This window comes from Sorangium sp. So ce367 (assembly GCF_051520455.1).
Classification (GTDB): Bacteria; Myxococcota_A; Polyangia; order Polyangiales; family Polyangiaceae; genus Sorangium; species Sorangium cellulosum_B.
In genome coordinates, this window is the sequence record NZ_CP150334.1 from 6607040 (window position 1) to 6628269 (window position 21230).

Here is a 21230-nt window from a genome sequence, read left to right on the forward strand (position 1 = left end):
CGTCCGGCGGCGCGGGGCCGCTCCTGGCTCCACGGGCCTCCGGCTTGACGTGCCAGGGGCCGGGCCGCAGAGCCAGCAGACCGAAGGTCATGGGGAGCCGGCTTTTCGTCCGTAAACCGCTGTCGGTCATGAGAGAAGAGCTGCAGGGGGAGCACCGCCTCCGGCGGGTCCTCGGGCCGCTGCAGCTCACGAGCCTCGGGATCGGCGCCATCATCGGGACAGGCATCTTCGTGCTCACCGGCCAGGCCGCGCACGACAAGGCAGGTCCTTCCCTGATGCTCTCCTTCGTGGTGGCGGGCATGGCCTGCGTGTTCGCGGCCCTCTGTTATGCGGAGTTCGCGGCGATGGTGCCGGTCGCGGGCTCGGCCTACGCGTACTCGTACGCGACGCTCGGCGAGCTGCCGGCGTGGATCATCGGGTGGGATCTCGTCCTCGAGTACGCCGTCGGCGCCGCCACCGTGGCGCACGGGTGGTCCCATTATTTCCAGGACTTCATCGGCATCTTCGGGATAGAGCTGCCGAGAGAGCTCAGGAGCGCGCCGTTCGACTACCAACCGGCGCTCGGCGAGCTCGTGTCCACGGGGGCGATCATCGATCTCCCCGCCGCTCTCGTGACGATCGCGGTCACGGTGTTCCTGCTCAAGGGCATCCGCGAGAGCGCGACGCTCAACGCCGTGATGGTCGCGCTCAAGCTCGCGGTCGTGCTCTTCGTGATCGCGGTGGGCGCGTTTTACGTCGACCCGGACAACTGGCGGCCGTTCGCGCCGTTCGGGTTCGCGGGGCTCAGCTTCTTCGGTCACACGGTCTTCGGCGAGACCGGTAAAGGGGGAGAGCCGCTCGGGATGCTCGCCGGCGCCGCGACCATCTTCTTCGCCTACATCGGGTTCGATTCGGTGTCGACCCACGCCGAGGAGGCGAAGAACCCGCAGCGCGATCTGCCCACGGGTATCGTGGCCTCGCTCGTGATCTGCACCCTCCTCTACGTCTCCGTCGCGGCGGTCCTGACGGGCATGGTGCCCTACACCGAGCTGAGCATCGACGCGCCTGTCTCCGACGCCTTTGCGCGCGTCGGCCTCCCGTGGGCGCAGTTCATCATCTCCCTCGGGGCGGTCGCCGGGATCACCTCCGTGTTGCTCGTGCTCATGCTCAGCCAGCCGCGCGTGCTGCTCGCCATGGCGCGTGACGGGCTCCTGCCCAGGCGCTTCTTCGGATCGGTGCACCCGGTCTTCAGGACACCGTGGAAGTCGACCTTGCTCACCGGGTTCGTGGTCGCCACCCTCTCGGCGCTCCTCCCGCTGCGCATCCTTGCGGAGCTCGTCAATATCGGGACGCTCCTTGCGTTCCTGTTCGTCTGCGCGGCGGTCCTGATCATGCGCCGGACGGCGCCGGACGCGCCGCGCCCGTTCCGGGTGCCGCTCTACCCGCTCACCCCGATCTTCGGGATCGTGATCTGTCTCCTCCTCATGTTCTCGCTGCCCACCGAGAACTGGCTGCGCCTCGCCGCCTGGCTCCTGCTCGGGTTCGCGATCTACTTCGGCTACAGCCGCAAGCACAGCGCGTTGACGGCGAGCCCGCAACGCTGATCGCTGAGTCCCCGCGCTGCCGCGTGGCAAGGGGGCTCGGGCCAGAGCGCTCGAGGTGAACTTGGTGGATCCGCGGGAGCCTTGCCGCTCACCGGTGCTCGCAGGCTCTGCCGAGATCGCCCACGCTCGGCAGGTGCGTGCCGAAGCGCCCCTGAGGCCTCTGGAAAGCGGGGACATCGCTGATCGGGCCCAACTGGACTTCTCGTCCTCCGTGCGGTAAGGCTGTGTGAAGGACGCTGGAGTGTAACCGGATGCTTGAAATGAAAAGGCCCCCCCACACGCGACCGAACTTCTGCTCCTTTCTCGTCATCGCCGCCACCCTCGCTGCGGGGGCGGGATGCACCGCTCCCGAGCGGCGCTTCTCGGACAGCGGCGCGGGTGGCGGAACGGGCGGCGGTCCGATCGATGGGCAGGGCGGCGGGGGGGGGCGAAGGCGGCGGGGGCGCGTCCGGCGGTGGGGGCGAAGGCGGCGGGGGCGCGTCCGGCGGCGGGGCTTCCGGCGGTGGGGGCGAGGGCGGCGGGGGTGATCCTGGATGCCAGATCCCGCCGGACAGCCCCACGCTCGCCGACGCCATCATGGTGGCCGCCGGCGGCAGCCATACCTGCGCGATCCGGCATGACGGCTCTCTCGCCTGCTGGGGGGACAACTCGTTCGGCCAGCTGGGTGTTCCGCAGGCGATGGCGGTCTCCTCGAGCACGCCGGTGAGAGTGCGTTTTCCCGCGTCGCTCGGCGCGGCGACGATCACGCAGATCGCGCTGACCGAGCAGGCGACCTTCGCCATCGACAGCCAGCTCAGACTCTGGGCCTGGGGAAACAACGAGACCGGCATCCTCGGGAATGGCTCCAAGGACGCGATGGCCCACGACGTGCCGGCGATCGTCAATGACGGCGGGGCCCCGCTGCTCGTGCGCAAGATCGCGCCGGAGTGGTACTCGGCGTGCGCGCTCACCTCGACCAGCAGCATCTACTGCTGGGGGTCCAACCTGTTCTCGAGCCTCGGGCCGGAGGCGACCGGCGAGGAGAGCCTCGTCCCGGTGAAAGCGTTCAACTTCACCCCGACGGCCGGTCCGAGGGCCATCCTCGCGGGCGGCATCGGCTCGATAGGCACGTGCTTCTCGACCGGGGCCGCGGAAGACGGGCTGCGTTGCTGGGGCGCGATGGGCGGCGGATATATCCTCACGAACACCGCCGCCAGCTCCGAGGGCGGCGCGAACTACAGCGCGCACATGCCGCTCATCGCGGCGGGAGCGAAGCTCCCCTTCTCCGAGATCTCCTATGGCACGAACTTCGGCTGTGCGCGCGATGACGTGGGAGGCCTCTTCTGCTGGGGGACGAACAACAGCTCAGGTCAGCACGGCACCGAGGCTCCCCCGGCCGGGACGGCGGCCGCGATCCCGGGTGTCTGGGGGCCGATGTCCACCGGCTACGTCTTCGTCTGCGCGATCGACGACCAGAGGCAGCTCCGCTGCCGTGGCAGCAACGAGCAAGGGCAGCTCGGTCGCAGCACGCCGACCAGGGCCGATCCCATGCGAATGGAGCCCGTCGTCCTCGGCGACGGCACCGCGCTCGCCAAGGTCGTCGCGGTGAGCGCCGGCTTCTTCCACACGTGCGCGATCGTCGAGGGGGCGTGCGGCCCCACGGGCCCTGGCCAGGTCCTGTGCTGGGGCAGAGGCACCCTGGGTCAGCTCGGCGACGGCGCCGGGGCGAGCTCCACGGTCCCCGTCGAGGTGAAGGCGCCCTGACGCCCCCTGTCCGTGCCGCTACCCAAGGAGCGGCCGGAACACGTCGGGCAGGACACCTCGATCCGCGGCGCGCCGGAGCGCGTCGCGGCACGCGGCGCACGCCGGCGCGTGCTCGCGGTAGCTCGGCGTGAGGCCGTCCGTGCGGAAGACGCCGGCAGCCGCGGCCTCCGTGTCCGGGTGCACGTGGAGCTGGACCGGCACGCCGAGCGCAACCAGCGGCGCGCCGTCGCTCCGCAGCACGTAAAGCGAGTAGGGCGTGTCATCGCCCGTGCGCCACCCGTCGATGGAGAAGAGATACGGCGCCTCGCCCGCGGCGTCGGCGTGCCGGCGAAGAAAGCACACGTCGCCCGCATACGAGGCGAGCTCGTCGAGGTCCGTCGCCACCGAGACGGGGATAGGGTGCTCCAGCCATCGCTCGAGCGCGAGCCACACGGCCCCGAGGACCGCCGGATCGGCCGCGGCGTGCTCGTCCACCACGAACGCGCGGTCCACGGCGCTCGCCTCCGAGGGACCGCGCACGCCGTAGACCGAGGCCAGCGCCGAGAGCGCGATCTCGGCGTCGAGCGGCGCGCCGCCTCGCTCCTTGTCGCACGCCGCCGCGAAGGCCGCGGCGTCGATCTGGGTCGCGAGGCCCGCGCGGCGCAGGCTCGCGAGCGCTTCCTCGGGGCGGAGGGGAATCGTCATGCGCTCATGTCCTCCGTCCAACGACGCCGCGAGACCGCGGCGCATCCGCAGGGCACCATCGTCCGATGATGCACGATCCCGCCGTGGAAAGATAGGCCCGGGAGCGCACGCGATGAGCACGTCCTTCTCATCACCTTACCCTGGCTCGCCCTGCGAGCGTGTCGACCGAGCGCCGGATCCCCGTCACGACATCGGTCCAATCCTCATGTCGATCGTCTCATGGGGTAACCGGGCTTCCGTCCCCCGGGGGCGCCTGAAGCTCGGCGAGCGGCGTCGCCGTCCAGTCGAACGGCGTGAGGCGGATTGTATGGATATCGCGAAGCTCGCGGGTGACACCGCAGCCAGGTTCGGACGGATGGCGCGCCGTGAATCGACGGATCGTCCACGTCACCATGCCCCCTGGCTGGGCCCGTGTTCAGACCGCGAGGAGCGATTCGAAGGATATCTAGATCGGCGATCGCGTGATGCTATCCTTCTTGATGCGCTCGATCCGCCCGCTTCTCCTGCCCGTTTTGCTCCTGCTCGGCGGGGTTCTCCTCGCCTTGCTTCTGCTCGGCAGCTATCCACGGAGCGCGATCACCGGTGCCAGCGAGGATGTCGCGCCCACGCGCGGGCTCGAGGAGATCCGCTATCTGGCGCTCGGCGACTCGTTCACGGCGGGGACCGGGAACCCGCCGTCCGACGCGTTCCCCTCGCGCCTCGCTGACCTTTGGCGCGCGCAGGGCCGCCGGGTGACCCTCAAGAACGTGGCGGTCAACGGCTACACAACCGAAGACGTGCAAGAGCGGGAGATCCCGGAGGTGGCGCCATTTCGCCCCACGTTGGTGACGCTCGCGGTGGGCGCCAACGACTACGTGCGTCGCTGGAGCGCGGACGTCTACCGTTCGCGCGTGCGCGCGCTCCTCAGAGCGATCATCGACGCTGGCGTCGGGCCGGATCGGATCGTGGCGCTCCCGCAGCCCGATTGGTCGCTCTCTCCGGCCGCCGCTTCGTTCGGAGATCCGCGGCAGATCGGCGCGGACATCGTCGCCTTCAACACCATTCTGCGCGACGAGGCAGGAGCCGCCGGCGTGCGCTACGTGGACCTCTATCCGCTCATGCACAAGCAGGCGGAGGCGAAGATGCTCGCCAGCGACGGCCTGCACCCCTCGGCGCGGGCGCACGCCGAGTGGGCGGCGGCGCTCTACGAGCAAGTAGAACCTTGAGGTTTCCGGCCGCTACTTCTCCTCGTTCTTCTCGTGGTTCACCATGTCGAGGAGCTGCCCGGCGACGGTCTCCTCCACCCGGATCGGCATGACCCCGAAGCCCTCTGCCACCGCGTCCTGCTCGAACAAGAAGCGCCGCAGCACCTCGGTCGGATACTCCTCGAGCGGCAGCGCGTACGCCCCGTACGGCGTGCCGTCGAGCGCCAGCGCGTGGTGCGCCCGTGCGTTGACGCCGCGGAAGCTGTGGCACTTGACGCACCCTTGTTCGCCGATCAGCGCCTCGCGCAGCCCGCCGGAGAGCGAGCGGAGCGGCGCGAGCGGATCGCTCTCTACCCAGTGAAAGCTCGCCGCATCGAGCCCGAATGCCGCGTAGGTCTTGTTCCCCAGGTCCGCGGGCAGCGGCGTCCGGAAGTGCAGGAACGCGCCGAGCGGCCGGATCATCATCGGCATCGGCTCCTCGCCCTTGATCCACGAGTAGGCGCGCTTCAGCCGGTAGAAGTCGACGATGCGGTAGAGATTGTCCTCGTCGTCGAGCCCGACCACGATGACCGCCTGCGCCTTCTTCAGCACCTCGCGAGAGAAGTACTGTTGCTCGCCCCGAAGGTTCGAGACCACCAGCCAGTCCCCCTCGCCCACCTCGGACTTCGGCCGCTCGGCCAGGTAGGCGAGCAGATCGATGGCCTGATACGTCTTGCCGGGCAGGGGGTAGCGCTCGAGCCCCCCCTTGCCGAGGAGGCCGCTGATCGTCTCCCGCAGCGCGGCGTCGACCGGGTAGGTGGCGATGGCCCGGGGATCCTTGCGGAGCTCCGCCATGTCGCGCGGCGGCCGTGAACCCCAGCGGCGGAGCACGCCGAAGGGGTTGTCGATGGGGAGGTCCTTGAGGCCCGAGGCGACGAAGGGGAACACAAGATCGCCGACCATGTCTCCCCTTCCGCCCCAGTGCACGATGCTGTGCGCATCGCGCCTGGGGACGACAAAGTAGTCGATGTCGGGCGCGCCCGCGTTCTGGAGCGCGCGCGCGAAGGGGCGAGCGAGGCGCGCCCAGCCGATGTCGTCCTCCGCGCCGAACAGCATCAGGAACGGCGGCGCATCGGACCGCGCGTACGTGATGGGCGAGGACTCCCCGCGATCTTCGACCGAGGCCGCGAAGAACGCCGCGTCGGGGTGCCCCTCGAGCGCCGCCTCGCCGAGGTCGTAGGTGCCACGCAACAGGATGACCCCATCGACGCGCCCGGGATCCATGCCGGCCCCCTCGAGGAGCCGCCGATCGAGCGCAAGGAGCGACGCCATCCACGCGCCGAGGCCGCGGCCGGCGAGGACCACGCGCGTCGGGTTGCGCGCGTTCGTGATCTCTTGCAAGACCCGGGCGACGTCCGCCGCGCACGCGCGCAGCGTGTAGCCGGCGTGGATGTTGAACGAGAGGGCGGCGGCAGCGACCCCGTTTCGCTGCAGGGAGTCGCCTACGTTCGCGGCGAACGCGAGTCGCTCGTCGGGCTGCGAGGGCTCGTTCCCCTGCAAGAGGACGACCAGCGGGCCGCGCTTGCTCGCGCGCGGCGGCGCGTAGAGATCGACGCTGACGTTCAACCCATCAGGCCCCTTCCGCTGCATCCAGGCGTATGTCACCGTCGCTGCGGAGCGAGCTCCAGCGCCTGCGCGCCGCTTGAGGAGCTGTGTGCCGAGGACGATGAGCGCCGCGAGGAGGCCGACGCCCACCCATTGCCGCGTTCGACCTAGCCATTGCCACGTTCGACCCAGCCATTGTCGCGCTCGAATACCCAACATCGGTCCGCTCTGGTGCCCGACGTCGAGCGCGTCAAGCGGCAGCGTCGCCGGTCGCCTCCCAGCGACACAGAGATGATATCCAAGCACCTCGATGGCACGCGGCGCGCGCAATCCTCATGAATGCGGCCGACGGAAGTGCGGTATCGTGGATTACGACGACACGTCGGTCAAGGTGTCGATCGTGAATGTCGCCGGCTGCGCCGCCTTCGACGGAACCCCGGGGCCCTCGTGGAATACCTTGGTGATGAAGGCTGCGTCGATCGCGCCACGTCGTCGTCAGCGTGTGTTCGCTCGGCCTCGTGGAACGCCGCGGGCGGAAGAACGGGCAGCTGCCATGTGCGGCAAGCTCTCTTTTTCTTTTTTTCAGAACGAAAGCGCGCTGCCCCTCGCTGGCCCCCTCAGGGCTGCAGCGCTCTGCAGTGGATCTCCAGGACCCGGATCTTCCCCTCGACGGTATCGTACCTGAGGTCCAGCCCCGTCAGCACCTGCTGGGCCGGGCAGTTCAGGGTCACGTTGTTCCCGGCGTAGCCGATCGCATAGCTCGTGTGGGAAGACGAGGCGAGGTTGAGGGCCGTATTGGCCGCGTTCCTGGGAGCGTAGTTGATGCGCACGTCCTTCACATAGGTGTTGGCGCCGTCTACCTTGAGCCGCAGACCCGTGGGGTAGTTGGCGCCCGTGACGGCGGCGCTGAGCGCGCCGGAGCGGAAGCCGCCCGGCGACGAGAAGATGGTCTTCGCGTCGATCGCGCCGGTCCGCGGGAGATCGGGCAGCAGGAGGTCGAACTCCCGGCACACGCCGGACAGCCTGGCGATGAACTCGTCAGGTTCGGTGAGGGGCTCCTGGAACGCGTTGAGGTCGGTCAACATGAATCCAGCGCCATTATCGATGTGGCAGTGGATATACTCCCAGGCCGAGAGGTTGGCGTTCAGGCCCGAGTCCCAGCGCTCGTTGTCCGCGGCGTTGCTGACGGTCCAGGTCTCCGAGAGGGACGGGGCGTCCTCCATGAGCTCGGGGTCGGCCGCCTCGACGGCGCAGCCGGCGGCGAACAGGGCGGCGAGGGGGAACGCAGAGCGAATGATGCGCATGACGAGATCTCCTCAGCTCTCTCGAGCTTTCTGGTTGTCGAAGCGGAGGCAGCCCGCCGCGCAGCGCGCCGGGAGCGGCGCGGCCGCGGCGGCGCCTCGCGGCGGAGCCTCATCGCAAGCGCCTTGCCAGCGCGCGGCGCTGGCGACCTCGCGTTGCCCCCGAGGGCGATTCCCACCGATCACCCGAAAGCGACGCGCCGCCGACGCGCCCCTCGCGGCCGTCGCCGTGCTCGCAGCAGGACGGCTCCGCGCCGCAGAGGCGCCCCGCCTGCCACATCCCGGCTGTCCCCTGTCACACCGCCCCTGTGACACCCTGTGGCAGCGGCCGTGTCAGCGCGCCGCCCGCGTCAGGCCGCGACGCTCACGACACCACCCGGCGCAGCGCGCCGCCCTCTCCCCGGAGCGGCGCGCGGTCGATCTCCCCCGCCTCCCCGTCCCCGGCGAGCCCCTCCGCGAACGCGTCGGTCACGAACACGCCCGCCCCGGTCGCGGCGGGCGCCCAGCCGCGCAGCGCCTCGGGCTCGGCCGCGTGCAGCGCGAGGCGCGGGAGGACCTCGGGGCTCGCGCCGGCCCGCGCGCCGAGCTCCGCCCAGAGCTCCAGGGCCCAGCCGAGCGCCCGCTCCGGCGCGCGATCGTACGGCGCGGGCAGCGCCGCCAGCAGCGCGTCGGCGCTCTCGACGACGAGCGTCGCCCCGAGCCCGACGAGCGCCGCGCGCGCCGCCTGGACCAGGCGCTCCACGTCGGCGAGCGCCTCGTCGCCGGCGTCGTCCGGCGCCGAGAGCCGGGCCTCGACGAGCAGCGCGGCGCGCGGCTCCCCCGGCGCGCACCGCCCCTGCGCGCAGGCGCCCGCGAGGCGAGCGTCGGCCGGCGAGCGCGCCGCGGGCGCCACGGTCTGGCGGCCCGGCGCGGCGACCGCCTGGCGGAGCGCGGCGAGCAGCTCGGGCACGCCCGCGTACCGGTCCGCCGGCTCCTTGGCGAGGCAGCGGCGCACCACCGCGCCGAACGCGGCCGACACGGGCGCGCGGTCGCTCGGGCAGGGCGGCGGCGCGCGCAGGTGCATCTCCTCGGTCTCGACCGCATCGGCGCCCTGGAACGGCAGCTCGCCCGTCACGAGCTGGTAGGCGAGCAGGCCCACCGCGTAGATGTCCGTGCGCGCGTCCACCGCGCCGCCGAGGATCTGCTCCGGGGCCATCGTGAGCGGCGTGCCGAGGATCAGGCTGCTGCTCTTGGCGCCGCGCGCGGCGCCAAGAGGGCGGAGGAGCTTGGCGATGCCGAAGTCGACGAGCTTCACGCCCGGCGCCCCGATCCCGCCCGCGCCAGGGCAGACCATGACGTTCTGGGCCTTCACGTCGCGGTGCACGACGCCGATCGCGTGCGCGGCGGCGAGCGCGCCGCCGACCTCCTCGAGCAGGGCGACCGCCTCGGGCGGCGAGAAGGCGCCCCGCGCGCTCAGCTCCGCCGCGAGGCTCCGGCCCTCGATCCACTCCATCGCGATGTACGGCCGGCCGTCGTCCAGGGCGCCCACGCCGCGGACCTCGACGATCGCCGGGTGCTTCAGCCGCGCGAGCACCTCCGCCTCCCGCTGGAAGCGCCGGAGGATCGCCGGCAGGAGCGACAGGCCGCGGCGGAGGACCTTCAGGGCGACCGGCGCGCCTCCCCCGACCGGGACGGCCCGGTGAACGACGCCGAAGCCGCCTCCGAGCCGCACGTCGTCGAGCACGTAACCCCCGACCACCGCCCCTGCAGGGAGCGCGTCGCCGGCGGCGCTCGCCTCGAGCTCCAGCGGTCGGCCCGAGATGACGGCTGTCTCGTCCTGGTTGGGCTCGGCAGGCGTCCGCATGGCACCTACCCCAGTATACTCGCGCCCAATGCGCTGCTCCGAGTGCCATCGCCGCCTCCCAGCGCGGGCTGGCGCCGCGTGCCCGGCGCACCCTCTGGCTCCATCGCCGGTGACGAGCGCCGAAGAGCGCGAGCACGAGGCGCTCGAGCAGGATCCGTCGCCGCTGGTCCCCGGGCTCCGCGTCGAAGGGTTCCGTATCGAGCGGCTGCTCGGGCAAGGGGGGTTCGCGCGTGTCTACGCGGCGACGCGCGAGGGCGACGGCCACGCCGTGGCGCTCAAGGTGGCGCGCCGGCGAGACGACGGCCGGATCGAGCGGGAGGCTGCGGCGCTCGCCCGCCTCGCGCCGCCGCTGGTCCCCGCGCTGCTCGGCCGCGGGCGCTCGGGAGAGCTCGGCCCGTTCCTCGTGCTGGAGCGGCTCGAGGGCAGCTCGCTCGCGCGCTGCCTCGCGGACCTGCCGGGCACCGGCGCGATGCCGATCGAGCAGGCGTCGGCGATCGCGCGCGCGCTCTCGGTCGCGCTGGACGCGGCGCACGACGCCGGGCTGGTGCACCGCGATCTCAAGCCCGAGAACGTGTGGCTGCGGCCGGGCGGGGAGGTCGCGCTGATCGACTTCGGCCTGGCCGCGCAGGCGCGCGCCGGCGGCGATGCGCGCGCGGCGCTCGGCCCCGACCTGACGCAGACCGGGGCGATCCTTGGGACGGCGGTGTACATGGCGCCGGAGCAGTGCCTCGGCGCGCGCGCCGTCGACGCGCGCGCCGACATCTACGCGCTCGGCGCGATGATCTTCGAGCTGCTCACCGGCCGGCCGCCGTTCGTCGGCGAGGCGGCCGAGGTGCGGCAGGCCCACGTGGCGCGCCGCCCCGACCCGCCCTCCTCGCTCGCGCCGCTGCCGGAGGGCGCCGACGAGGCGGTCCTCCGCTGCCTCGCGAAGGATCCCGAGGCCCGCCCGCCCCGCGCCAGCGATGTGGCGCGCGCGCTCGCGGCGTCGCTGGAAGCGCGCATCGCCCCGCCCCGGGGGCGCGCGGCTTCCTCCGGCGCGCCCGCCCCCGCCCCCGGCCCACGCCGCGCGGTGGCGCTGCTTGCCGTGCGCACGCGCGAGCGCGCGGACGCGCTCGTCGACATCGCCCGCGCCGGAGGCGGCATCCTGGCGCGCTTTCGCGGGGAGCGCATGGTGCTCGCCTTCCCCGCCGCCGACGCGCCGGGCGACGGCGTGCGCGCGGCGGTGCGGGTGGCCCAGCGCGTCGCCGCGGCCGGCGCAGCGGAGCCGCCCCTCGTGGTCCACCTGGCTCCGCTCCGGGTGCGCGAGGGCGCGCACGGCGTCACGCTCGCGGGCGCTGCGCTCGAGGACGCGGAGACCTGGGGGGCCGGCCCGGGCGACGCGGACGCCATGCCGCCGGCGATCCTCACGGCCGAAGCGCGGCGCGCGCTCGCGGACGGCCCGCACGATACCCCGCCCTCTCCGCGCGGTGTGGCCCCCGATCCGCGCAACGCGCCCCCCGACGAGCCCGGCGAGACCGCCCTGCGCGGCCGCGACGCGGCGCTCTGCGCGGCCCTCGCCGCGGCTCAGGAGGCGCTCGCCGGCGGCGGGCCGGCGCTCGTCACCGCGCTCGGCGCGGAAGGGCACGGAAAGAGCCGGTTCCTCGGGGCGCTCGCGGCGGCGCTCCGCGCCGGCGGCGCGGCCGTGCACGCCGCGGCGGCCCTCCGGCCGGAGGCGGCCGAGCACGGCGCGACGCTCGTCGCGCTCCTGCGCGCGGCCCTGGATCTCCCGGCCAGCGGCGAGCGCGACAAGAGCGCCCGGGAGGTGCTCGTCCAGCGGCTCGGCGCGGCGGAGGCCGCGCGCGCCTGGCCGGCCGTCGGGCTCGCCCTTGGGCGGCTCGCCCCGGAAGACCCGGCCGCTGCGCCGCTGCTCGGGGCGCCGGGCGCGCGCCGCCACGCCGAGGCCCGCGCGCTCGCGGCCGCCCTCGCGGCCGCCGCGCCGCTCGCGCTGCTGCTCGACGACGCCGACCTCGCCGACGCGTCCGCGCTCGACGCCATCGAGCTCGCCACGGCCGAGGGCAGCGCGGCGCGCCTCGCGATCGTGCTCGCCGCGCGGCCCTCGATCGCGTCGCTCCGTCCGGGGCTCGGGGAGCGCGCCGCCCGCCGCGTGGCGCTCGACCTCGGCCCGCTCGACGCCGAGGCCGCGGGCGCGCTGCTCCAGGACCGCCTCCGCCCCGTCGAGTTCGTCCCCCGCGCCGTGCTCGATCGCCTCCACGCGCTGGCGCGCGGCGTCCCGCGCGACCTCGTCGAGGTGGCGTACGCGCTGCGCGTCGGCGGCGCGATCCAGCGCGCCCGGGGCGGCGAGGGCTGGACGCTCGCGCCGGACGAGCTGCTCTCCCTGTCGGCCGCGCCGCTCGGCGAGCGCCTCGCCGAGCGCGCGCTCGCGGCCCTGCCGCCGCCGCTCGTCGACCTGCTCGAGCGCGCGGCGATCCTCGGCGACGACCTCTCCCCGGCCGAGCTCGAGGCCGCCCTGCGCGCGCTGGATCGCGCCGCCGACGCGCCGCCGACGGCCGGCGCGCTGGACCCGGGCGTCGGCCTCGCGCGCCTCGCCCGGGCCGGCGTGCTCGTCGCGCGCTCGGCCTCGCCGCCGCGCTACGCCTTCCGGCACCCGCTCCTGCGCGAGGCCATCGAGGCGCGCATCCCGCCCGCCCGCCGCCGCGCGCTGCACGCCGCCGTCCTCCAGGGCCTCCTTGGCGCGCCGCGCGCCGCGGGGGCGCGCGCCCGGATCGCCCGGCACGCGGCCGCCGCGGGAGACCTGGCCGCCGCGGCGGCGGCGCACGCCGAGCTCGCGGACGAGGCGCTCGCCCGGCACGACGTCGTCGAGGCCGAGCAGCGCTTCACCGCGGCCCTGCGCCTCGCCGATCTCCTCGAGCGCGACGACGCCTCGACCCGCGCCCGCGCCCGCGCGCTCGCCGGCCGAGGCAGCGCGCGTTACCGCCTGCAGCGCTTCGAGGAGTCGCTCGCCGATCTGCGCGCCGCCCGGGCGCTGGCCGAGGCCGCGGGCGACCGGGCCCGCGCGGCCGAGCTCCTGCTCGAGGAGGCGACCGCGCTCGACTGGCTCGAGGACTTCCCCGCCTCCGCGGCGATCGCGGCGCGCGCCGCCGAGCTCTGCGCCGGCCTCGGCGACACCCGCCTCGACGCGCGCTGCCTGCTCGCGGGCGGCCGCTCGGACTGCCGCGACCAGCGGGTCGACGAGGGGATCCCCAAGCTGGAGCGGGCCGCCCGCGGCGCGCTCGCCGTCGGCGACCACGAGGCGCACGTCATCGCCCGGCTGGTGCTCGTCGCGTCGCTCTCGATGGCCCGCCGGCTCGACGAGGCCGAGCGCCACGCCGAGGCCGTCGTCGAGGCCTGCCTGCGCGCCGGCGACGTCTTCCACCTGTGCACCGCGTACATCAACCGCGTCTTCATGTGGGTGAAGCGACGGGAGGAAGGGCGCGCGGTCGCGGACCAGCGGGAGGCCGTCCGCCTCGCCCGCGAGCTCGGGCATGCCCAGCTCGAGCGCTGGGCCACGCTGAACCTGGCGGAGCTGCGGTACTGGCTGGGCGCGCCGGACGAGGCTCTCCCGCTCGCGCGCCGCAGCCTCGACCTCCAGCGGCGTTATTTCAACAAGCGCCCTTCGCCGGACGACGTCCTCCTCCTCGCCCGCATCCACCTCGCCCGGGGCGAGCACGACGACGCGGCCCGCCACCTGGCCGAGGCCCGCGCGAGCCTCCCCGAACCCGACCTCACCCCTTGCGCCCGGACGCTGGCACGCCTGGTGCAACAGGCTCTAGACGACCGGGCAGCCGGTCGGTTCGACGCTGCGGCATGGCGCGCGCTCGTGGACGAGGCGCGGCATACCGCGATCCTTCACGAGCACGCCGAGGCGCTCCACAGCGCGGCCCTCTCGGCGCTCCGCGCGGGCGACGGCGGCGAAGCGCGCCTGTTCCTCGCCGAAGCGAGGGCGATGTCGGCGGGCTTCTGGCAGCAGCGGTTCGACGAGATCGAGCGCGCCCTGCTCACGCCCGGAGCGACCGGCGCCGCGTGAACCGACCGGTCGGATCGCCCGGACCAGAGACAAGAAAGGAATCTGACCGCGTGAAGATCTACCGGACACGAGGGTTGATTGCGCTGTGTTTCGGGCTCTCGCTCGTGGGCGCGGGCTGCGCCGTAGCCGGCGGCGACGCCTCCCCGCTCGAGGGGCCGCCGCGGGCGGCGCCGGCGGGGAGCGGCTCGTCGACCGGGTCGGTCGTCGGGCCGGCCAGCGGCTGGTCGGCCAGCGGCGGGTCGGCCAGCGGGCTGGTGGCGGACATCGCGGACGCGGTGCAGGGCGTCTGGGGCAACGGACTCTCCGCCGAGGCGCTCACCCGCAACGCGCTGATCACGAACCCGCGTGCCAACCCCGTCATGGTGTCCGTCCCGCTCGCGACCGAGAGCTACGCCGACGACAGCAAGTACCCGGAGCTCCGCTATCAGCTCCGCCACGAGCCCACGCGCGAGGTGATGGACTACCTCGTCGCCTGCGCCCTCGAGCAGGACCAGAGCGTCTCGTACACCGACACGTCGACAGGCGAGAAATTCACATTCGACGGCAAGATCGGGGTCTGCCCTATCTGGGCCGTCGACAAGGCGGGGCCGAAGTGCCAGCAGCTCGTCTCGGCGTGCATGCTCTCGCTCGTGAACGCCATGGGCCGCTCGATCACCGTCTCGCTGCGAGGCCAGGCGTTCCCGGAGCACCGGCCGGGGCTCCTCACGCCGGCGCCCTCCGTCCGCGTGGTGAGGAACACGGAGGACGGCGACACCATTCCGAGCTTCAGGCGGTGCGCGATCGAGTCCCAGGGAGCGTCGCGCAACTGTGGATGGACGGCCCAGGACGTCGGCTCGTGCACCCCGGGCTCGACCGTGTTCATCGCGACCGGCGACGCGCCCCTGACCGACTGCTCCGACGACCCGGCGAGCGCCGCCGGGCTGCCCGTCAGCGATACGGTGCTTCGCGTCTGCAGCGGTATCCGGGGCTGCGACGCCGACTCACCCGATCACATCGATCCGAGCGAGGTGCGCTGCGACAGCCGCGCCGAGCCCGCGCTCCGCTTCGTCTGCCCTCAAAGCGCCTACTTCAGCCTCATGAGCGGCCCGCGGACGAGCGGCCGCGCCGGCCTCCTGACGCCGGGCGGAGGAGGCCTCACCGCGGTGGTGGAGAGGAACCGCCGCTTCAGCGTCGCGAGCCACCCGCGGCCGGGCCCCACGCCGCCGCCCGGCGTCATCTCCATCAACGAGGCGACGTTCCGCCCTGCGGTGTATCCGGCGGCGGAGGTCGATGTCTTCGGCTGGCGCGAGGGCGCGTTCTTCGGGAACCTGTGGGGCAATGAGCCCCTCCACCCCCGGCTCCAGGTGGGGATGAATGAAATGGACGAGAATGGCAAATTCCACCCTGCTCCGACCCCCGGGGAGGACTCCGGGCAGGCCATCTATCAGCACGCCTTCGCCTGCACGGGTGAATACTGGACCGATCACGCCGCGTACGTGGGGGAACGCCTCTGCGCCGGCGCCGAGGGCGAGGTCGACTGCGTCGCGACCCCGGTCGGCGCCTGCGACGAATCGCTCCTCGTCGCGGAGTGTCCGACGCTCCACCAGTGCGCCGTCGACGACGGGGTGCTCGTGGAGGGCGACAGGGACTTCCAGCAGTGCAAGGGCGGCGAGCGCACATGGCGCCATCCGATCACCGTGTTTCTCAACCACCCGTCGGATGTCGTCCGGGACTTCCCGTTCTCCCCGTTCGCGCCGATGTTGCCCGGCAGCGTGCTGCCCGTCGGCGCGCTGTACTGTCCCTGACCGGCGGCCGCGCGGTCACCCAATCGCGCGCTCACCCGTCCCTGTAGTCGCCTGGCTCGATGCCATAACGCGCGATCCACCGGTGGATCTGCGTTCTCCCCTTCCCCATCGCCCGCGCCACCGCGCTGACGTTCCCGCGGTGCTCGCGGAAGAGGCGGATGAGCGCCTCGCGCCGCTGCTGGTCCTCCTCGGCGGGCCGCTGGCGCTCGGCGGGCTGGGCGTCGGGCTTCGAGGCCTCGGGCGGGTGGCTGCTCCGCGGCACGACGACGGGCGGCGGCAGGTGTTCGAGCTCCACCCGGCCGCCGCCGGCGAGCACGATCGCGGTCGCAAGGCACTTCTCCAGCTCGCGGACGTTGAGCCGCCACTCGCGCAGGAGGAGCGCGCGCGCCGCCTCGCAGCCGAGCGCGATCGACGCGGCCCGGTCCGGGGCGGCGCGGCGGAGCAGCGCGGCGATGACCAGCCCGAGATCCTCCCGGCGCCTGCGCAGGGGCGGCAGCTCGAGCACGAAGCCCGAGAGGCGCGCGAAGAGATCGCCCCGGAAGTCGCCGCGCTCGACCATCGCGGGGAGGTCGCGGTGCGTGGCCACGACCACGCGGAGGTCGACCTTCACGGGGCGCGTCGCGCCCACCGCGACGACCTCCGACTCCTGCAGCACGCGCAGGAACGCGGTCTGCGACGCCGCGGGCAGATCGCCGATCTCGTCGAGGAAGAGCGTGCCGCGGTCGGCCGCGCGGATGAGACCGGGCCGGTCCTCGGCGGCGCCGGAGAAGGCGCCCTTCTTGTGGCCGAACAGCTCGGACTCGATGAGGCTCTCGGGCAGCGCGCCGCAGTTGATGGCGACGAACGGGCCGGGCCGCCCCGACAGCGCGTGGACGGCGCGCGCGACGACCTCCTTGCCGGTGCCGCTCTCGCCCTGGAGGACGACGGGGATGGGCGCGGGCGCGACGGCCCGGAGGGAGGCGAAGCGCTCGGCCAGCTCGGGCGAGAAGGTGGCGAGGCCGAACGGCGGATCCGCCGCCTGGGCCGCGTCGCTCGCCGCCTCGTCGGGCACCGCGACCTGGCGGAACAGGAAGAACGTGTGCCCGAGCTCGATCAGGTCCCCCTCGGCGAGCGTCGCGCTCCGCCGTGGCACGCCGTTCACGAAGGTGCCGTTCGTCGAGCCGAGGTCCTCCAGGCAGAGCTGGCCGCCGTCGCGCGTGATCCGCGCGTGGCGGGACGACACCCAGCCGTCCTCGAGGCGCACGTCGAGCAGCGCCCGGTCCGCCTCGGTCCGCCGGTCGATCGAGCGCACCGGGCCTCGCCCGAACCGCACCTCGTCGACCCCGTCGAGCGCCAGCCGCGCGGGCGGATCCATCGGCCGCTGGCACTGCAAGACGAGGAAGAGGAACGGCCGCGGCTCGGCGGCGGAGCCGGCGCGCCGCCGGGTGCGGACCAGCGTCGACGGCTCGTCCCGACCCGCGCTCATCCTGCCCCTCTCCGCCCCTGGCAGGCCGCGCACGGAGGAGGCGCCAGGGAATCGACCCGAGGCTGCATGCCGCAGGCCACGATCTATCACGCCCCGCCAGCCAGTGGAGCAAGCTCAGGCGCGCGAAGCTCACGCGCTGGTCGTCCTGTCGCGGCGCCCCGAGCCGGCGGGGCGGCTCGCCGCGCCGTCAGCGGTAGGGCCCCTGCGGCGCGGGCGCCGCGAGGGACGAGACGATCGCGATCGCGCGCTCGATCCGGTCGCGCCCCGTCTCGATGCGGCCGAACACAAGCTTGACCGCGGCCTCATCGCCCACGACGGCCGCCGGGCGGAGCGCGGCGATCTCGCGCCCCACCTCGTCGGTGAGGCGCCACGCCACCCGGTCCGGCGCTTCGGCCTGCACCTCGTACGCCCGCGACAGGCCGCCGTCGTCGGGCTGCCCCGAGCTCGCCCGGTCCGGCCCGCGCCTCTGCCGGCGCCTCACGATGAACCGCTCCGACGGGGACGCGGCGCGGGCGACGCGCACCTGCGTGCCGAACGCCCCCCGCCTTCCATCCCGGCCGAACGTCACGGCGAGGCGCCGGCCGCGGTGCTCGAGCTCGATGGTCATGCCTCCGGGCGAGGTGGTCCCGGCGCCGGACAGGAGGCGCCCGCCGAGCTGTTGCGAGAGCGCGCGCAGCTCCTTCGCGAGCCCCCGGCCGCGGCCGGCGACGAGCGCCGCAGCGCGGATGGCGCTCGCGAGCTTCTCGGCGTCGTCCTCCAGCCCGGCGCGGATCGCGGTCAGCCGGTGCGCCTCGAGCGTGAGCTGGTATTCGGCCGCCGCGCGGAGCGCCTCGCGCAGCTCCCGCGTGAGCCACCAGCGCGCGAGCGCCGGGCTGCTCGCCTGCACGACGAAGGCGCCGTCGTCCGCCGGGTCGCCGGCGTCCACCCGCCGCGCCCGGAAGCCCCCGCCGCTCGGCCGGCCGAGCTGCTGCTCGTTGACCCGGAGCCTGAGGCCCGACGGGTTGCTCACCGTGCCCGTGATGCGGGTGCTGTAGCGCACGACGGCCGCGCCGCCGCGATCGACGTCGTGGTCGACGAGGAGCGCGACGCCGTCGAGCACCACGGAGATCTGCATCCGCGGGTCTCCCGATGGGCCCGGACCCGACCGGAACTCCCCCCCGACGAGGGCCGCCGCGCGCTGCCACAGGGGCCGTGCGAGCCGCCAGCGGGCCTCGGCCGCCCGCCGCGCGTCGTTGCGCGCGTACGCGAAAAAGCGCGCGAGCCCCGCGATCCCCGAGATGATCATCAGGACGAAGATGGGCTCCATCCTCGCCCAGGGTATCGTCCCCGCGAGGGTGCGCCCAGGCGAGACCGGCCCGAGGGCGGCCGAGCTCGCCTGGGCGGCTCGCCGCGGACGAGGAGAAGAGCGCGGCAGGCCGCCGCCTACCGATCGCCGTGGATCGCACCTGGTGCCGTTGACCGTGACCGCGCGGCGGACGGTGCTGTTGGTCCAGCAAAGATCGGAATCAACGCTGCTCGGGCTGCAATAACTCGCCACGATTCGCTGCAGGACATGGCGAGAGCGGGGCCAGCACCGATGACGAGCCGAGATATCGCGGGACACGCGGCCGTGTCAGGTGAATCTCGCGCTCTGTCCCCTACCGCCCAGAGGACACCCTCGGGACGAGCGGCGTCTGCGCGCGGCGCAGCTCGCGCTTGCTGGGGGGGAGAAGGAACCCCAATGTAGGAAACGAGGGAGACCCGATGTGGGAGAAGGGAGCCCAATGTGGAGAGGCGGAGAGGGAAGTCCAAACCCTCCGGAGACGTCAAGTCCCAACTGCGGAAGCTGCCCTGGACCGACAGAACATTCTTCCACGCAATCCAGCCTCCCTGAAAAAGAGACAGCATATCAACAACTTACCCATGAATCGAAGGAGCCGCCTTCCCTCAACAGCCTTCCGCGATTGACATCGGAGATGTGAGCGCTCACATTGGCACTCGTCGGTATTCTTTTGCTTCGCATCGGAAGGGTGGCCATGCGCACTGAGATCTCTACGAGAACGGGCCACGCGGGCCAGTGGGCTGATCCATGAGACGTCGATCTCCACCGAGCTCTTCGGCACGCTGAGCCCCGGCGCCGGCGACGACGCCGCCCCGAGGGGGGTCGGCACGTCCGACGACGACCCGCGCGCGGAGCTCGACTCGGCCGACACCGGCTCGACCAGGCCCACCTGGACCGGCGCGTCGGGGGAGAAGGAGATCCAAACGCTTCGGAGACGTCAAGCCCCACCTTTGGGAGCTGCCCTGCGTTGACAGAACATATTTCCATGTGATCCGGCTCCACGGGAGAGCGACGCCAACTCAACAACTTATCTACGCGTCGCAGGGGCCGGTTTCACGCCACTACGAAATTCCCGCTTAAGCACAGGAGAACCTTATGAGAATGCGATTTGAACGCTGGACCCTGCTGACGACGATCGCGCTCAGCGCGTGCATCTCCGCCGAGCAGCTCGATGAAGACGGCTACGAGTTCGAAGAGCTCGCCGAGAGCGTCACCATCGACACCGCGGCGACCTACACGATCACCGGCGTCCAGAGTGGAAAATGCGTCGAGGTGGCTGGAGGCAGCACCGCGGACGCAGCGGCCTTGCAGATCGCCGGCTGCAATGGCTCGACGCGGCAACAGTTCCGCATGGAATCGGCCGGCGGCGGCTACTATCGCATCCGCAACGTCAACAGCAACCGTTGCATGGACGTCGCCGGCGCCTCCACCAGCGACGGCGCCCGCATCCAGCAATACTCCTGCTGGACCGGGGAGAACCAGCAGTGGTCCTTCACGGACGTCGCCAACGGCGTCGTGCGCCTCACCGCACGCAACAGCGGCAAGTCCCTGGACGTCTACGCCCGCGGCACCGCGGACGGCACCGCCCTGGTTCAATGGGCATCGAACGGCGGCACCAACCAGCAGTTCCGGATCACCCCCGTGAGCTCGGGCACCGGCACCGGCGGCACCGGCACCGGCGGCACCGGAGGCACCGGCGGCACCGGAGGAACAGGCGGCAGCGGCGGTGCCGGCGGCAGCGGCGGCGGCAGCAGCAGCGGCGGCAAGTTCGTCGGCAACATCACGACCGGCGGGCAGGTGCGAGCGGATCTGTCCCGGTACTGGAACCAGCTCAGCCCGGAGAACGAGGGCAAGTGGGGCTCCGTCGAGCCCACGCGGGACGTCATGAACTGGGCCGGCATGGACCGAGTCCGGGATTACGCTCGCCAGAAGGGCATTCCCTACAAGGGCCACACCCTGATCTGGGGTGCCCAGCAGCCGGGCTGGATCGCCAATCTGTCGCAGAGCGAGCAGCGCGCAGAGGTAGAAGAGTGGATCCAGGCGTTCTGCCAGCGCTACCCGGACGTCGCCGTCATCGACGTCGTGAACGAGCCGCCCCCGCACACCACCCCGTCGTACATGAACGCCCTCGGCGGCGCGGGATCGAGCGGCTACGACTGGATCGTGCAAGCGTTCAAGTGGGCGCGGCAGTACTGCCCGAACGCCAAGCTGCTGCTCAACGATTACAACAACATCGAGTACAACAGCGACAATCAGAACACGCTCAACATCGTCAATCGGATCCGGGCGGCGGGGGCTCCCATCGACGGCATCGGCGCTCAGGCTCACGACGCGTACAAGCTCAACACCAGCACCGTCAAGGGCTTCCTCGATAAACTCGCCGGCACCGGCCTGCCGGTCTACATCACCGAGTACGACATCAACCTGGCGAACGACACGCAGCAGCTCAACGTGATGCAGAGCCAGTTCCCCATGTTCTACGAGCATCCGAGCGTGAAGGGCATCACGCTGTGGGGGTACATCAGCGGCCAGACGTGGGTGACCAACTCAGGGCTCATGAGCAGCAGCGGCCAGATGCGGCCCGCCATGTCCTGGTTGATGAGCTACCTGGGGCGCTGACGCCGGACGCGCTGACGCGCGGTTCACGGAGAACCACGCGCCCGGAGATCGCTGCG

12 protein-coding genes are annotated in these 21230 nt (G+C 72.7%); 6 read left to right on the top strand and 6 right to left on the bottom strand.

Annotated elements, in window-relative coordinates:
• Positions 1-89: 89 nt before the first annotated feature.
• Entirely contained in the window at positions 90-1583 is a 1494-nt protein-coding gene (locus WME97_RS24975; RefSeq protein WP_437540614.1) for an APC family permease, read from the top strand.
• A gap of 405 nt (positions 1584-1988) precedes the next feature.
• Positions 1989-3326: an RCC1 domain-containing protein gene (locus WME97_RS24980; protein ID WP_437540616.1), complete on the top strand. Its 1338-nt coding sequence runs from the start codon at positions 1989-1991 to the stop codon at positions 3324-3326.
• 18 nt (positions 3327-3344) lie between these two features.
• Here WME97_RS24980 and WME97_RS24985 read toward each other — a convergent pair whose 3' ends face one another.
• Positions 3345-4010: a hypothetical protein gene (locus WME97_RS24985; RefSeq protein WP_437540618.1), complete on the bottom strand. Its 666-nt coding sequence runs from the start codon at positions 4008-4010 to the stop codon at positions 3345-3347.
• Positions 4011-4474: 464 nt separating this feature from the next.
• Between WME97_RS24985 and WME97_RS24990 the strand changes: the two genes are divergently transcribed.
• Positions 4475-5215 carry an SGNH/GDSL hydrolase family protein gene (locus WME97_RS24990; RefSeq protein ID WP_437555494.1) on the top strand — a complete coding sequence of 247 codons (741 nt, stop codon included), beginning with the start codon at positions 4475-4477 and terminating at the stop codon, positions 5213-5215.
• Between the two features lie 12 nt (positions 5216-5227).
• Here the strand turns inward: WME97_RS24990 and WME97_RS24995 are convergent, their stop codons facing one another.
• The 3 genes from WME97_RS24995 to WME97_RS25005 all read right to left on the bottom strand — a co-directional run bounded on the left by WME97_RS24995 (position 5228) and on the right by WME97_RS25005 (position 9922).
• Positions 5228-6928, bottom strand: a complete 1701-nt coding sequence (locus WME97_RS24995; RefSeq protein WP_437540620.1) for an alpha/beta hydrolase family protein — start codon at positions 6926-6928, stop codon at positions 5228-5230.
• A gap of 467 nt (positions 6929-7395) precedes the next feature.
• Positions 7396-8082 carry a hypothetical protein gene (locus WME97_RS25000; protein ID WP_437540622.1) on the bottom strand — a complete coding sequence of 229 codons (687 nt, stop codon included), beginning with the start codon at positions 8080-8082 and terminating at the stop codon, positions 7396-7398.
• Positions 8083-8443: 361 nt separating this feature from the next.
• On the bottom strand, positions 8444-9922 hold the full coding sequence (locus WME97_RS25005) for a serine/threonine-protein kinase (RefSeq protein ID WP_437540624.1): 1479 nt from the start codon (positions 9920-9922) through the stop codon (positions 8444-8446).
• Between the two features lie 109 nt (positions 9923-10031).
• Here WME97_RS25005 and WME97_RS25010 point away from each other — a divergent pair, with 109 nt between their 5' ends.
• Both WME97_RS25010 and WME97_RS25015 read left to right on the top strand, forming a co-directional pair.
• Positions 10032-13985 (top strand): protein kinase domain-containing protein, encoded by a 3954-nt coding sequence (locus tag WME97_RS25010; RefSeq protein ID WP_437540626.1) that lies wholly within the window; start codon positions 10032-10034, stop codon positions 13983-13985.
• Between the two features lie 50 nt (positions 13986-14035).
• Entirely contained in the window at positions 14036-15769 is a 1734-nt protein-coding gene (locus WME97_RS25015) for a hypothetical protein (RefSeq protein ID WP_437540628.1), read from the top strand.
• Positions 15770-15800: 31 nt separating this feature from the next.
• Here WME97_RS25015 and WME97_RS25020 read toward each other — a convergent pair whose 3' ends face one another.
• Together WME97_RS25020 and WME97_RS25025 are read right to left on the bottom strand one after the other, a co-directional pair.
• A complete protein-coding gene (locus WME97_RS25020) occupies positions 15801-17234 on the bottom strand; it encodes a sigma 54-interacting transcriptional regulator (protein WP_437540630.1) in 1434 nt (477 codons plus the stop codon).
• Between the two features lie 187 nt (positions 17235-17421).
• On the bottom strand, positions 17422-18540 hold the full coding sequence (locus WME97_RS25025; RefSeq protein ID WP_437540631.1) for a hypothetical protein: 1119 nt from the start codon (positions 18538-18540) through the stop codon (positions 17422-17424).
• 1110 nt (positions 18541-19650) lie between these two features.
• Here WME97_RS25025 and WME97_RS25030 point away from each other — a divergent pair.
• On the top strand, positions 19651-21174 hold the full coding sequence (locus WME97_RS25030) for an endo-1,4-beta-xylanase (RefSeq protein ID WP_437540633.1): 1524 nt from the start codon (positions 19651-19653) through the stop codon (positions 21172-21174).
• The last annotated feature ends 56 nt before the right edge of the window (positions 21175-21230 follow it).